Origin of the sequence: Rhizobacter sp. Root1221, from assembly GCF_001425785.1 — a bacterium.
Classification (GTDB): Bacteria; Pseudomonadota; Gammaproteobacteria; order Burkholderiales; family Burkholderiaceae_C; genus Rhizobacter.
Genome location: NZ_LMDI01000007.1, coordinates 1 through 14,336 on the forward strand (window position 1 = coordinate 1; position 14,336 = coordinate 14,336).

The following is a 14,336-nucleotide window of genomic DNA, read 5'->3' on the forward strand; positions in this document are numbered from 1 at the left end:
CCACTTCTACAACTGGCACCGCCAGCACCACGGCATCAATCTCAAGTCGCCAATGAGCCGTCTCTCGACTTCACGAAAGAACCTCTTGACTCTTCACAGCTAGCGGCTGGATTTTCGCGTCAAACCCGACACCTTCGCCCGCCTCGGGTTCGGCCCCGAAAGCCGGCGTGCTACAACCTTGGGTCGTTCGCGCCACTGGCATTCAAGCGATGCCCTTCTTGCAGGGTGGAAGCCGCAGCCGCCGCATCGTGTCGCCTCCCGCGACGCTGCCTGCAGCAGCCGGCCATGGGCGAACCAGAAGAAGAACCACCGCGTCGTTGCCGCCCCCGTCCTGATGCACATTCCCCGCCGATCCCTTCCCCACGTCCTCGTCCCGTCCCTCCTGAGCCTCGCCGCGTGCGCGGCGATGGGCGCCCCGGCAGACCCGGCGCCCCAGGGCCACGTCTTCCCGGAACGCCGTGAAGCCGCGCTCGAATTCAACTGGACACCGCTCGGGATGCCCAACGGCGACCGCACGGCGCTGCTGGGCGGCACCTACATGGTCGCGGTCAACCCCGACTGGGGCTTCGGCCCGTCGGTGTATGCCGCGGCCCAGGGCGACTACGGCGGCCTGTTCACCGTCGGTGTCACGGCGCAACGGCGCTGGCGGCTCCTCTCGTCGCAGTGGCATCTCGCGGCAGGCCTCTACGCCGGAGCAGGCGGGGGTGTCGGTTCGAAAAACGCGAACACCGGGGGCGGGCTCATGCTGCGCCCCGAACTGTCGTTGCGCCGCGCCTTCGGCCCGATGTACGCCGGCCTGGGCGTGGCCCACGTGACCTTCCCGAGCGGCAACATCCGCGACACCCAGTGGACCGTCGTCGTCGGGCGGTCCCACAGCTTCCTCAGCTTCCTGCCCACGGACGCCGGCCTGCCGGGCCGGGCCGACGACCGCAGCGGCCTCAAGTTCGACGAGTTCGCGCTGAGCGCGGGCGCCGAGAACTTCCGCCACGGCAGCCGCAGGCGCAATGGCGTGCCACTGACCGGCCGCCTCGACAAGGCGGGCGCCGACCTGCGCCGCTACACGGCGCCGGGCCGCTGGTGGGGTCTCGAGGCCTCCGGCGCGGCCGGGGGCGGCGTGGACGGCTACATGGAGATCCTCGGCAATGCCGGTGCCGACTGGGGACTCTTCGGCGAACGCCTGCGCGTTGGCGCCCAGCTCTCGGCAGGCCTGGGCGGCGGCGGCAACGTCGACACGGGCAGCGGCTGGTTGCTGCGCGCCGGACCGACGCTGCGCTGGATCACCCCCTGGGGGCCCACGCTGCGCGCCGACGCGTCGTACCTGACGGCACCGGACGGCCACTACCGATCGGAACAGTTGCGCCTGTCGCTGTCGCTGCCGCTGGAAGACATGGCGCGCGCGCGCGCCCCGTATTCGGTCCTCACCGGCACCGTGCGCGAGACGGCCTGGTACCTCACCACGCCGCACTTCCACAAGCTCCACCTCAAGGACGGCAGCGAGGACAGCGTGACCGGACTGGGCCTGTCCTTCAACCGCGACTTCGACCGCACCTGGTACGGCACCGCGCAGGCGGGAAGCGCTGCCTGGGGCAAGGCCGGGGCCTTCTCGTATGGCCTCGTCGGTGTCGGGGCGAAGACCCGGCGGATGAACGGCATGCGCCTGGGCATCGAAGGCCTGGCGGGCGCCGCTGGCGGCGGCGGCGTGGACGTGCGCGGCGGCGCGATCGCCAGCGGCGAGGTCTGGGCGCAATGGGAGGGGCTCGTGCCCAAGGACCGCCTGCGGGTGAAGGCCGGCATCGGGCGCATGCAGGCGCTGGGCGACGGCGGACGCGGCACCCCGGTCGCTTCGCTGTCCCTCGGCTGGGCCTTCGGCACGCTCACGCCCTGAAAAGCCATCACTGTCGAGTGCGGCTGATGAAGTCGAGCATCAGCGACGCGGCGGCGGCCGCATGCGTCTCGAGTAGCAGGTGGCCGGCGTCAAGGACATGGGCTTCCATCCTCGGGAGCGCGCGCATCCATGACATCACCTCGGCGAGATCGAAATAGATATCGTGCCGTCCCCAGACCATCAAGGCTGGGGGTTGCCAGCGCTCGAGGTACTTGGCGATGTCGGCGAAGCGGGCGGCGTAGTTCCCGTAGTCCCTGATCAGCGCTCGCTGCGTTTCCATGTGACCCGGGAGGTTCATCACCCGCCAATCCTCTTGCCAATGTTCGGAAGGGATCCGCTCGGCCACCTCCGGAGGGACGCCGGAGATGTACGTATCGCGCGTACCCTCCAAGGTCAGGTGCGCCGTGGCCAGCGCTTCGTTCTCCGCGTTCGGGTCCGACCAGTAGGCCCGCGTCGCGGCCCACCCGGATCCCCACCCCGTTCGATGCGCGTTGGCGTTCTGGACGATGAGGCCAAGGACCTGCTCGGGGGCCTGCATGGCGATCTGCAAGCCAACCGGCGCTCCCCAGTCATGCAGGTAGATGAATCGCCGCCCGATCGCCAGCCGGTCCAACAGTTCGGAGATCGCCTGACCGATGGCGGCGAACGAGACCCCCGGCAGCGCATCGGACCCGCCGTGACCAGGTAGATCGGGAGCGATGACATAAGCGGCCTGTGCCAGCGCTGCGGCAACCTGCCGGAACATCGACGCGGAGTTCGGTGTACCGTGCAGCAGCAGCACGGCGGGCCTGGATGCTTCGCCTGCAGTGAAGAACGACAACTCGGTTCCCATGGACAGGGAAAGTCGTTGCCGGATGGCTGACGCAGCGTTTTCTTCCGCCATGGCATCTCCCGTTCGCATCACTCTGCGCAGTGCCCTGTCGGGCAAAGGACGTGCCCGGACGCTGACTGATTCTTGGCGCCCTATGCGAAAGCACCGCCCATCACGCCACCCGCGCAACCACCAGGCGCGTGACACCCCCCAGGCGATACAGGCCATCCGCGCCGCGATGCCGCCCTGCCTCGGCCAGCATGTCCCTCTGCCACGCCTTGCGCACCGACTCCGGCTGCTCGGCGAGTTCACGGGGGAGCCCGAAGGCAAGGCACCATTCGACCAAACCGCCGGGCGTTGCGGCTTCCATGAGCGGTGTGTCCAGTTCTTCCTCTCGGTCGAACGAGAAGCCCGCGCCGGCCAGGTCAATGCGAAAAGCCTCTGACTTGGCGTAGCGGAAGGGACCCGGCGCCGTGCCATTGACCGGCGGCAGGCCGACGTGCCTTGCGAGGACTTCCCGGGGCATGGACCACCAAGGCACATGCTCGGGCGACGCCCACAACGCCGCGACCAGGGTGCCACCTGGCTTCAGGCGACGTCGTGCCGAGGCCAGCGCCTCGCCAGGGTGCTCGAAAAACATGAAACCCCAGCGGCACAACTCGGCGTCGAACGCCTGCTCCGGAACGCCGGCCAGGGCCTCGCCGCCAGTCACCACGATGGCCAGGTTCGTCACGGCCTCGGCGGCCACCCGTGCCCTGGCGAAATCCAGCATGTCGTCCGACACATCCGTCCCCACGACAAAACCGTCCGGGGCCACCCGGGCCGCGGCACGCAGCGCCGGCTCGCCACGCCCTGTGGCGATGTCCAGCACCCGGGCCCCGGGCCGCAGGCCCGCAAGGTCGAGCATGCGCTCGCTGACGTGCGCCGACAGGCGCTGCTCGTCGTGGTCGTAGCGCCGCCAGGCGTCCACGATGGACACAGGGCGGCCGCGAGGCTCGGAGGGTGACACGTGGTCGCGTTCCATCTGGCACAGGATAGAACATCACCGCACTTCGCGCCGCCACGCCGGGGCGCGACGGACGCCCGGCCCTATAGACTCACCGGCTCCGGCGCGGAGCGCGCCGCCTTCCACCGAGGACCACATCCATGTCAGAACAGATGCCGTCGCCTGGCGACGTGCTGGGATTTCCGATCGAACGAATCGGCCGGTTCGGGGCGTGCCAGGTCGTGGCCGCCGACGTCGAGAACCAGAAGGTCACGGTGGCGCTGCTGGACTGGACCGGCGAGCAGATGCCGACCCTGGGCGACGTGACCGAAGCGCCGCGCCTGGAGAAGAACTTCATGTTCTGGAAAGCGCAGGAGATGGTCAAGAACGTGCAGCTGCCCGCACCCTCACGATTCCGCGCGATTGGCAAGCTGCCTGTGCGTGGCACCACTGAATCGCGCAGCTATGGTGGCTGGGACTTCGACAATGACGTCGCCCGCCAGCGGTGGTGGAATACGCTGCCCACCGAGCTCACGGCGGCGTTCAAGGCCAGCCTCGACAGCGACGAGACCGTGTCCATCCCGGGGCTCGTGAACGAGCAAAGCGGCGAGCCCATGCAGACGCGCATTCGCACCGAGCGCTTCGGTGACGACGCGGCCTACCGCATTGCCAGCGACTTCCGCATGGCGTCACTGCGGGCCTGGCCGGCGCTGTACCAGGTCTTCCTGCACGCATGGCGCGAAGACCTGGTGCCCTTCCTGCGATCCGCGCCGCTGGTCTCGGAGCTGTCGCTGCTCGAACATGGCCAGCGCGAGATCGACCTCTCGGGCACACACCTCGATCGGCTCGTCATCGACATCGACGGGCTCGAGCGGCTGGTGCTGCCGAAGAGCATGGCCACGCTGGTGGTGCACGGCAAAGGCGCGGTCAACACCGTCGGCGCCACCGATGCCCCCCTGCCCCTGCAGGTCGTGGCCGAACAGAACGGGCGCTGGATCTCGGTGCGGGCCACCGGTGCCGTGCCGCCGTTGCACGGGCTCGACCAGGCGCGAGGGCTGCGCATGGACAAGGTGAACACGCTTGACCTCGACGACGTGGCCCACACCTTCCCGAACATCGAGTATCTGCATCTGTTCGGCTCCCCCGGCACACTGACCGGACTGGCGTCATTGTCCAAACTGCCGAAGCTGGAATCGCTGTGGCTGTGTGACCTGTTCGGCTACGCCGCCCACGAGTTCCCCGCACCCGACACGCTTGCGACCCTGACGAGCCTGAGCCTGGACAGCGTGCCGGCGGAAGTCGCGGCCGCCGTACGCAAGGCTTACAAGAAGGTGCCGCGCGTGGATCTGTCGGTGAGCAAGCCGCGCAAGCCCGAATGGCTCGCGGAGAACCTCGACAACCCGCTGCGTCACTGGGATGGCCGCGAAGGCATTCCGGCCGCTGCGGTCAAGAAGACGCACACGGCCTACGTGGCTGCGCTGCGACAGGTGCGCGAGGCTGAAGCCGTCCGTGTGGACGACGCCGCCTACGCCGATGTGGTCACCCGCGCGATCTCTGACTTCCTCGAGGTGATCGCCGGGCTGAACCGCAAGAACAGATTCCTCGACACGTTGGAACGCGACGAGGTGATCGATGCGGTGAACACGCTCACCGCGCAACTCCCCGCCGACGCGCGAGCCGCGCTGGAACCGTTGGTCGAGGACGCACTGGACGATTGAGTCGTCACCTCTCCGCGCGGGACGCTTCCCGCGTATTGGCGAACGCACTGCGCCCGAGCCAGCGCCACAAATCGCGTGCGTCACGCGCGGCACCACGCACGCGCACCGCACGGCTTTCCACGGCGTCGAGGGCATCGCGGTCGCCGGTCCAGATCTCGGTGAGCGCCAGTACCGTGGACTCCACCACCAGGGTGGGTTCAGGCCCCGGGTCGTCGCGGCACAGGTCGGCGCTCCCGCCCTCGACGACGAGCCACCAGCGGCGCTCGCCGGCGTGCGCGTCGGTGAAGCGGAACTGGATGTGCACCGAACGGTCGCGCGGGAACTCGTCGAGATGCACGAAGCGGCGGATGTCCCACATCAGGAAGCCCGCGTCGAGTTGACCGCGCTTGAGGCGGCTGCCGATCCAGCGCGCGCCCCACTCGCCCAGCGCCATGACCAGCGGGCGCAGCTCCTCGCCGGCGCCGGTCAGATGGTATTCGGCAGGCCCGCCGGCCGCACCGGCGACTCGCTTGACGACACCGGTCTCCTCGAGGCTGCGCAGCCGCTGCGTCAGCAGCGATGCCGACATGCGCGGCAGGCCGCGGCGAATGTCGTTGAAGCGCGTGCTGCCACAGAGCAGCTCGCGCACGACCAACGGCGTCCAACGTTCACCGAACACCTCCGCGCCGCGGGCGACCGTGCAGAACTGGCCGTAGTCGATCATGACCCAAGACTACAGGACGCAAGGCGGGTGCGCCAGTCCAGATTCTGGACTGGCCGTCGAGAGCGGGTGCGTAGTGCGCCAGGTGCAATTTCTGGACTGGCGCGACCGTCCGTCTGGAACCAAAGTTTCTCCATCCGCCGATACCCGGCGGGCTTCGACAACAGGAGACATCCAAATGAGCACCGTACTGCAACCCTCCGCGCCGGCCGCGTTCGACGCAGAGAAATTCAAGACCACGACCCGCGCGCAGTGGCAAAACGCCGCCGAGGCGTGGCACCGGTGGGGCCCGTTCATCGGCAGCTGGCTGGCCGATGCCACCGAGGTGATGTTCGAGGTGGCGCGTGTGGGCCCCGGATGCCGCGTGCTCGATGTGGCCGCGGGGGCCGGCGAGCAGTCGCTCGCTGCGGCGCGCCGCGTGGGCGCTGGCGGCCACGTGCTCGCCACCGACATCGCACCGGCGCTGCTGGCGTATGCCGAGCGCGACGCGCAAGCTGCCGGCCTCGGCGGCATCGTCGCCACGCAGGAAATCGATGGCGAGGCGCTCACGGGCTTGCCGGCGGCATCATTCGACGCGGCCATCAGCCGCGTGGGACTCATCTACTTTCCCGACCAACAACGCGCACTCGCCGGCATGAAGCACGCGCTGAAGCCCGGCGGACGCGTCGCGGCGATTGTCTACTCGACGCCCGACTGCAATGCCTTCTTCTCGATCCCCGTGAAGATCATCCGCGAGCGCGCCCAGTTGCCGGCGCCCCTTCCGGGCCAGCCCGGGCCGTTCTCCCTGGGCGGCGCGGGCGTGCTCGAGGCCGCGTTCGCGAAAGCGGGATTCAAGGACATCGCGGTCCAGCGCGTCCCCTCGCCGGTGAAGCTGCCGAGTGCAGCCGAGTGCGTGCGGTTCGAGCGTGAGTCCTTCGGTGCGCTGCACCAGATGATGTCCGGGCTCGATGAGCATCAACGTGCGCAGGTCTGGCTGGACATCGAGGCGGCATTGACCCAGTTCGAGACGAAGGACGGCTTCGTGGGTCCGTGCGAGATGCTGGTCGGCGTGGGGACGGCGTGAAACACCAGCGCGCGGCCGCCAAACGCACGCGTGCGGCGCGCGTGCATTCCGCCGGCACCTTCACCCCCAGTGTTTCGCGGAGTTCGTTCCGCGTGCCGCGGCTTCGCGCAGGATGAAACGCGACCCACGCCGTCGTGTACCAATCGCTCTGCTGCCTCCACTACCCCAACCGAAGAAGCATGTTGAACCCCATCGGCCTCGGCAAGTCCACGTTCAAGGAACCGCGGCAAGAACAAGTGGATGCGCAAACCTCCAAGGCGCCTTCCTCGAGTTCCGGCGGACACCATGAGGGTGAACTCGCGGGGCTGAAACCCCGGACGCTGACGAGAAGTCCCGTAATCCGAAGGAACGACAAAACCCGCGCCGAAAACCTCGGCATCCCGCCGACCGCTCGGGCGAGCGGGTCACGGCCGTCGACCAGCGTGGACGTTCCCAGCGCCCTGCCCTCTACCTCGCGGCCGCGCTCCAGCATGGTCACGGAGGGCAAGCAGGAGTTGCTCAGCAAACTCCAGACCATTCGGCAGCACTTCACCACGCTGCTTGCCGGGAACTGGTCGCCCGGGCCCATGGACGATGACTTTGACCACGCGATGTTGCCCATCATGGTCGCAGCGGAGAACAAGCGCACGCCGAATTTGAAGCTGACCGTGTTGCCCACCGGAACGGGACTCGTGCAATGGCTTGAAAACAAGCCGCAGCCGGAGCCCAAATGGTACGAAAAGGCGAAGCCCTACAACGAGCGGGTGATGTTCACCATGCCGGGATTTTCCGCCCACAAGGTCGTGGCCGATGTAATGCAAGACAGCAAGGGAAACGTTTCCGTGCTGGTGGTGGAGCCGCTCGGTTTCAAGGAGAACGCGCAGATAGCGATGCGTGACGTGGCGCTGCCGACAATATTGAAGGCCGTGCAGAACAGCCCCTTGGGAAAGAAGATTTCCGTGACGGTGCTGGCGCTCGACACGATGAAGTCCGACAACGACTGTCGCATCTTCGGATTGTCTGCCGCATCAAAGATGGCTGATCAACCCAAGTATTTCGAGGCCCTGCACGCGCAGAACATCAAGGGCCGAATGAAGGCGGCCAACGGGGGAACTGCACAAGTGCTGGCCGAACGGGGCGGCATCAAGATCATCGAGGGCAAGGACGTTCTGCCCTTTGGCTTCGTCAAGCACTCGCAGTCCGAGACCACCCTCAACCACTGGCGTGAAAAGAATCCGTCGGCAGCTGCCCATGCCGTCAACAAGAAGGGGCAGACATTGGCCGTGCGATATGCCGATCACAGGACCATTCGCCATGAGGATCCGGTCACGACACAGGGACGGCAGCGCATGGTTCGCGGAGTCCAGTCCAAAACGTCCCCCGTGAGTACGTCAATCGAGAAGAAGCGACTCGAGTACATCGATCGCACCATGCACTATCTCGCGAACCTGCCCGACACGGATGTCCAGGAGTTCATTGCACCGTTTGACCACGCACTTCGATTTCAAGGAGTCCCTGAAGTGATCGACCCACTCTATTACAAGCGCACACTGGGACCAAACCCTGCTACGTTGCCGTTCATGGCGGACATCTGACGGCGCATCGACAGATTGGCCGCGTTCGACCAAGGCAGGGTCTGAACGTTCAATGCACAGGTCACCACGTTCAGGTCAACACACAGGCCGACACCACGATGCCGTCTTCGTCGGCGTAGAGCCAGTCGCCCGGGCGCACCCACACGCCCTGCACCTTCACGGCCACGTCGCGCTGGCCTTCGTTGCGGCGCTCGGTGGGCAGCGGGATCAGCGCCAGCGCGCGGATGCCCACGTCGCACACCGCGAGTTCGGCGGTGTCACGCACGCAGCCGTCCACCACCACGCCCGCCCACCCGTTCCTGGCCGCGGCCGCGCCGATGTTGCCGCCAATCAGCGCACGGCGCAGCGAGGCGCCACCGTCCACCACCAGCACACGGCCGTCACCCGGGGACTCGAGTGCGGCCTTCACGAGCGAGTTGTCCTCGAAACACTTCACCGTGGTCACCTGCCCCGAGAACTTGCGGCGCTGCCCGTAGTCGTGGAACACGGGGGGCAGCACGCGGAAGGTGTCGTCCGAGGTGGCCTTGTGGGTGTCGCAGAAGTCGCAGGTCGCGAAGTTCGTGGTCATGCGATGGAGCCTTCCTGAGGATCGTTCGGAGACGTCGGTGGCATTGTAGGCATCGGGCCTCACCCCACCCGGCGGGCCTGCGCGGCCTGGCAAATGGCGGTGAGCGTGGTGCGGCTGGTGCTGACGTCGGCGTCGAGCCGCAGGTGCAGCAGCGTGGGCTGCCCGCTGGACAAGGCGGCGGCGAAGGCCGGTTCGAACGCCGCAGTGGTGTCCAAGGTGTCGGCCCGCCAGCCGAATGCCCGGGCGAGCGCCGCGAAGTCGGGGTTGAACAGGTCGCTGCCACTCACGCGGCCGGGGTACTCGCGCTCCTGGTGCATGCGGATCGTGCCGTACGTGCCGTTGTCCACCACGATGCACACCAGCCGCCGTGCGCCGTAGCCAGTGGCCGTGGCCAGTTCCTGGCCGGTCATGAGGAAGTCGCCGTCGCCTGCGATGTTGACCACGGTGCGCTCCGGGTACAGCAGCGCCGCGGCCACCGCCGCCGGCACCCCGTAGCCCATGGCGCCAGCCGTGGGGGCGAGTTGCGTGCGGCCGTGGTGCTGCAGCCCGTGGTACCGCACGAATCGGTGCAGCCAGCCCGAGTAGTTGCCGGCGCCGTTGGTGTACACGGTGTCGGCCGGGGCCAGGCGCTGCACGGTTTTCATCACCACCGCCATGTCGAGCGGTTCGACGGCATGGGTGGCGTGGTTGGTTTCGTAGTCGGCATGGGCGGCGGCCGTCCAGTCGGCCCACGGCAGCGTCACCGGCGCCGCCAGGGTCTCCAGCGCCTTCGCGGCGTTCTGCATCGACGCCTGCAGCATCAGGTCGGCGGCGTACACCCGGCCCAGTTCCTCGGGGCCGGCGTGCACGTGGATCAGCTGCTGGTCGGGGCGCGGTGCCTTCAGCAGCGTGTAGCCGCCGGTGGTCATCTCGCCGAGCCGCGGCCCCACCGCGAGGATCAGGTCGGCCGCACGCACCCGTTCGGCCAGCCGCGGGTTGATGCCGATGCCCACGTCACCCGCGTAGTTCGGGTGCCGGTTGTCGAACACGTCCTGGAAGCGGAAGGCACAGCCCACGGGCAACTGCCAGTTTTCCGCGAAACGTTCCAGGGCCTGGCAGGCGGGACCGTCCCAGCCGCTGCCGCCGGCGATCACGAACGGACGCTGGGATGCCAGCAGCAGGCGGCGCACGTCGCGCAGCGCACCCGGGGCGGGCCACGCGGTGGCCGGTTCGGCGCGCGGCAGCACTGGCGCGGTGGTGAGGTGGGTCAGCATGTCTTCCGGCAACACCAGCACCACCGGGCCGGGCCGCCCCTGCATCGCGGTGTGGAAGGCACGCGCCACGTACTCGGGCAGGCGGCCGGCGTCGTGCACCTCCCCCACCCACTTCGCAAACCCGAGCGTGCCGGGGCCGAACACCTGGCGGTAGTCGAGTTCCTGGAAGGCCTCGCGGTCGCGCTGGTCACTGGCCACCTGGCCGATGAACAGCACCATCGGCGTGCTGTCCTGGAACGCGGTGTGCAGGCCGATGCTGGCGTTGGTGGCCCCCGGCCCGCGGGTGACGAAGCAGATCCCCGGACGGCCGGTCAGCTTGCCCTGGGCCTCGGCCATGAACGCCGCCCCACCCTCCTGGCGGCACGCCACGAAACGGATGCGGTCGCGGTGTTCATGGAAACCGTCGAGGACGGCGAGGAAACTCTCGCCCGGCACACCGAAGACGGTGTCGATGCCCTGGGCGATCAAGGCCTCCACCAGGAGGTGGCCGGCCGGTCGGTTCAGCGGGGTGGCGTGTGTCATGCGGCCACTTTAAGCCCCCCGCGGCGGCGCGCCACCCCCGCCCCCACCAACGAGGCCGACAACACCCCGAGCGCCAGCGTCAGCGCCGAGCCGTAGAACACACCGCTCGCCGCCCCATGGTCCAGCAGCGAGCCGAAGATGGGCGCGGCCAGCGCGAATCCGAGGTCGAGGCCGGAGTAGACCGTGCCGTACACACGGCCGGTGGCCCCCGGGGGCGAGGCCTGCTTGATCAGCATGTCGCGCGACGGGCCCGCGAGGCCGGTGCCGAACCCGGCCACCGCGGCCACGCCGGCTGCCACCATGCCGGGCAACACGCCGGTGGCCACGAGGCACAGCAGCACGGCCGACGCCAGCAGGCACGAACCGATGATCTTCTCCAGGCGGTCCGCCCCGGCGGCCAGGAACCCGCCCACCACCATGCCGGCCGCACCGAACAGCATGTAGCCGGTCACCACGAACGCGGTGGCCTCGAACGGCAGGCCATACATGCTCTTGAGCGCCGGGCTCGCAAAGCTCTGGATCGCGCTCAGGGCGCAGGTGGAGAAAAAGAAGAACGAGAAGCACAACCACACCGACGGCAGTTGCAGGAACGCGAGCGGGTGTTCGGTGCGCGCGGCGGCACCGGCCTTCGCCCCACCCTCGTGGGCCCAGGCCCCTGCCCTGTCGTCGATGGCATCGCGGTTCCACCACAGGACGGCCATCACGAACACCGCCCAGCCGGCCATGCTGGCCGACGCGATGCGCCACGAACCGGTGGCCGCTGTCAGGCCCGCCAGGAACACCGGCGCGGCCGCCCACCCGAGGTTGCCGCTGATGCCGTGCACCGAAAACGCGTGGCCGAGCCGGGGCTGCGAGACCCGCTTGTTCAGGATCGTGAAGTCGACCGGATGGAAAGACGCGTTGCCGAGCCCGGCCAGGGCCGCGCCCAGGAACAGCCCCGGGTAGCCATTCGCCGTGGCCGTGGCGATGGCCCCGAGCACGAAGCAGCTCAGTGCAGCGAACAGGATGGGCCGCGCCCCCACGCGGTCCACGAGGAAACCCGACAGCGCCTGGCCCACGCCGGAGATCACGAAGAAGGTGGAGACCAGCAGGCCCAGTTGGGCGTAGTTCAGCCCGAAGTCCCGGATGAACAGCGGGAACAGCGGCGGCAGCATCAGGTGGAAGAAGTGCGAGGACCCGTGCGCCAGGCCGATGAGGCCGATGGTGCGGGCATCCTGTCGCAAGGGGGCAGCGGTAGCGGAAGAGGACATGCGAATGGTCGAACCAATCAAGGGGATTGCTGGACTCTAGGCGCCAGCGGCACGTCCGGGTTACGATAACTCGTCAAGTTCTATCGAGATCCTGCCAATGGCCCGCCCTGCCCCAGCCGACCGCCACCGCGCCAGCGTGCCACCGGTGGACCCGAACCAGTTCACCCCCACGCGGGAGCACCCGGTGCGCGCGAAGAGCCGCAAGCTGCAGGCCGACACCCGGATCGACCCGCACCAGCACCCGTGGGCCCAGGTGGCGTTTTCGATGACGGGCGTGATCCGCCTGACGGCCGGCCGGGGCTCGTACATCGTGCCGCCGTCCCGGGCGGTGTGGATTCCCCCGGGCGTGGAACACGTGGTGAGCGTGCTGGAAGACGCCGAGCTGCGCACCATCTACCTGTTCCAGGACGAGCACCACTGCGGCCCCGACGGCCCCGCGGCACCCGACTCACCATGGCGCGAATGCCGGGTGCTGGAGGTGTCGAGCCTGATGCGCGAGCTGGTGATGCAGCTCACCGTGGAACCCGGCGAACGGGCACCCACCGACCGCGAATTCCACCTGAGCATGCTCGTGCTCGACGAACTGCGCCGCGCGCAGCCGGTGCCCCTCGGCGTGGATCTGCCGCACGACAAGCGCCTGCTGGCGTTGTGCGAGGCCGTCATCGACGACCCGTCGCGCTGGAGCACGCTCGACGAATGGGCGCGCAGCATCGGCGCCAGCCCGCGCACGGTGGCGCGGCTCTTCCGCAGCGAGCTGGGCTCCACCTTCCTGCAGTGGCGCCAGCAGGTGCTGCTGTCGAAGGCCCTCGCGATGGCCGCGCGCAAGCTGCCCATGGCGGTGATCTCCGCCGAACTGGGCTACGCGAGCCCCAGCGCGTTCACGGCGATGGTGCGCCGCTCCGTGGGCGCGCCACCCAGCCGATTCTTCAGCTGATCAGCGCCACCACGCCTGGCCCGCGGCGGGCGCAAGCAGGTCCAGGCGCTCGCCCATGCGCGGTGTGCTGACGGACACCCCCTTCTCCGCCGCCAGCGCGAGGATGCGCTCGAACGGTTCCGTCCACGGGTGCAGTGCCAGGTCGAAGGTGCCGTTGTGGATGGGCATCATCTGGCGCCCGCGCAGGTCGAGGTGGGCCTGCAGGCTCTGTTCCGGCTGCATGTGCACGTCGGGCCAGGCCTTGTCGTACGCGCCGGTCTCCACCATCGCGAGGTCGAACGGGCCGAAGCGGTCGCCGATGGCCTTGAACCCGTCGAAGTAGCCGCCGTCGCCGCTGAAGAAGACGCGGGCCTCCGGGGCGATCACGGTCCACGACGCCCAGAGCGTGCGGTCGCGGTCGGTCAGCCCTCGGCCGGAGAAGTGCTGCGCCGGGGTGGCCACCAGCTGCACGTTCCCGATCGTGACGCCCTGCCACCAGTCGAACTGCTCCACCTTCGCCGCCGGCACGCCCCACTCGACGAGCCGGTCACCCACGCCCAGGGGCGCGAGGAAGCGGCGCACCTTGGGCGCCAGCGCCAGCACGGCGTCGTGGTCGAGGTGGTCGTAGTGGTCGTGCGACAGGATCACCGCCTCGATGTCGGGCAGGTTCTCCAGCGCGATGGGCGGCGCGTGGAACCGCTTCGGCCCGGCGAACCCGACCGGGGACGCCCGCTCCGAGAACACCGGGTCGGTCAACCAGAACTTGCCGTCCAGCTTGAGCAGCATCGTCGAATGGCCGAGGCGCCACAGGCTGGCACCGGGCGCCGCCAGCAGATCGGCCTGGGTCAGTGGCAACACCTGGATGGGACGGGCCGGGGCGGCATCGGCGGGTTTGTCCGTCATCAGGCGCCACACGATCTTCAGCGTGCCGCCGAACCCGGGCTGGGTGGTGGGCGCGAGGTTGTGGAACCGGCCGTCACCGAAGTGATCGGACGCGGCAGGGCCGTCGGCAGCAAGCGACGGGCGGCAGCAGGCGATGGAGAGGGCCATGAGCGTGGTGATCAGCAGGCTGGGCACGAGGACCCGGGTTTGAC

The 14,336-nt window shown here is 68.6% G+C and carries 12 protein-coding genes; 5 read left to right on the forward strand and 7 right to left on the reverse strand.

What is annotated here, in order from left to right:
• The first annotated feature begins 334 nt into the window (after nt 1–334).
• Nucleotides 335–1,885: a hypothetical protein gene (locus ASC87_RS31635; protein ID WP_157603875.1), complete on the forward strand. Its 1,551-nt coding sequence runs from the start codon at nt 335–337 to the stop codon at nt 1,883–1,885.
• 7 nt (nt 1,886–1,892) lie between these two features.
• Here ASC87_RS31635 and ASC87_RS06575 read toward each other — a convergent pair whose 3' ends face one another.
• Both ASC87_RS06575 and ASC87_RS06580 read right to left on the reverse strand, forming a co-directional pair.
• Nucleotides 1,893–2,768: an alpha/beta fold hydrolase gene (locus ASC87_RS06575; RefSeq protein WP_056658532.1), complete on the reverse strand. Its 876-nt coding sequence runs from the start codon at nt 2,766–2,768 to the stop codon at nt 1,893–1,895.
• A 100-nt stretch (nt 2,769–2,868) separates the two neighbouring features.
• The gene (locus ASC87_RS06580) at nt 2,869–3,705 is read right to left on the reverse strand and encodes a class I SAM-dependent methyltransferase (protein WP_235582084.1); all 837 of its coding nucleotides are present in this window, start codon (nt 3,703–3,705) and stop codon (nt 2,869–2,871) included.
• A 137-nt stretch (nt 3,706–3,842) separates the two neighbouring features.
• Here ASC87_RS06580 and ASC87_RS06585 point away from each other — a divergent pair, with 137 nt between their 5' ends.
• Nucleotides 3,843–5,399 (forward strand): hypothetical protein, encoded by a 1,557-nt coding sequence (locus ASC87_RS06585; RefSeq protein WP_056658536.1) that lies wholly within the window; start codon nt 3,843–3,845, stop codon nt 5,397–5,399.
• A 4-nt stretch (nt 5,400–5,403) separates the two neighbouring features.
• Here ASC87_RS06585 and ASC87_RS06590 read toward each other — a convergent pair whose 3' ends face one another.
• Complete coding sequence (locus tag ASC87_RS06590) at nt 5,404–6,102, reverse strand: helix-turn-helix domain-containing protein (protein WP_056658539.1); 699 nt, start codon at nt 6,100–6,102, stop codon at nt 5,404–5,406.
• A 175-nt stretch (nt 6,103–6,277) separates the two neighbouring features.
• On the opposite strand from ASC87_RS06590, the gene ASC87_RS06595 reads away from it, so the two are divergent.
• Complete coding sequence (locus tag ASC87_RS06595; protein ID WP_056658541.1) at nt 6,278–7,162, forward strand: class I SAM-dependent methyltransferase; 885 nt, start codon at nt 6,278–6,280, stop codon at nt 7,160–7,162.
• 179 nt (nt 7,163–7,341) lie between these two features.
• Nucleotides 7,342–8,736: a YopJ family acetyltransferase gene (locus ASC87_RS06605; protein WP_082568444.1), complete on the forward strand. Its 1,395-nt coding sequence runs from the start codon at nt 7,342–7,344 to the stop codon at nt 8,734–8,736.
• Between the two features lie 70 nt (nt 8,737–8,806).
• On the opposite strand, the gene rraA is transcribed toward ASC87_RS06605, so the two are convergent.
• From rraA to ASC87_RS06620, 3 genes are read right to left on the reverse strand one after another with little or no spacing between them, the layout of a single operon-like run.
• Nucleotides 8,807–9,304 carry a ribonuclease E activity regulator RraA gene (gene rraA / locus ASC87_RS06610; protein WP_056658548.1) on the reverse strand — a complete coding sequence of 166 codons (498 nt, stop codon included), beginning with the start codon at nt 9,302–9,304 and terminating at the stop codon, nt 8,807–8,809.
• A gap of 59 nt (nt 9,305–9,363) precedes the next feature.
• On the reverse strand, nt 9,364–11,079 hold the full coding sequence (locus tag ASC87_RS06615) for a thiamine pyrophosphate-binding protein (RefSeq protein ID WP_056658551.1): 1,716 nt from the start codon (nt 11,077–11,079) through the stop codon (nt 9,364–9,366).
• On the reverse strand, nt 11,076–12,329 hold the full coding sequence (locus ASC87_RS06620) for an MFS transporter (RefSeq protein WP_369820738.1): 1,254 nt from the start codon (nt 12,327–12,329) through the stop codon (nt 11,076–11,078). Before ASC87_RS06620 ends, ASC87_RS06615 begins: the two co-directional genes overlap by 4 nt.
• Before the next feature lie 97 nt (nt 12,330–12,426).
• Here ASC87_RS06620 and ASC87_RS06625 point away from each other — a divergent pair, with 97 nt between their 5' ends.
• Nucleotides 12,427–13,263: a helix-turn-helix domain-containing protein gene (locus ASC87_RS06625; RefSeq protein WP_056658554.1), complete on the forward strand. Its 837-nt coding sequence runs from the start codon at nt 12,427–12,429 to the stop codon at nt 13,261–13,263.
• Here ASC87_RS06625 and ASC87_RS06630 read toward each other — a convergent pair whose 3' ends face one another.
• Nucleotides 13,264–14,292, reverse strand: a complete 1,029-nt coding sequence (locus ASC87_RS06630; RefSeq protein WP_056658892.1) for an MBL fold metallo-hydrolase — start codon at nt 14,290–14,292, stop codon at nt 13,264–13,266.
• Nucleotides 14,293–14,336 lie beyond the last annotated feature (44 nt).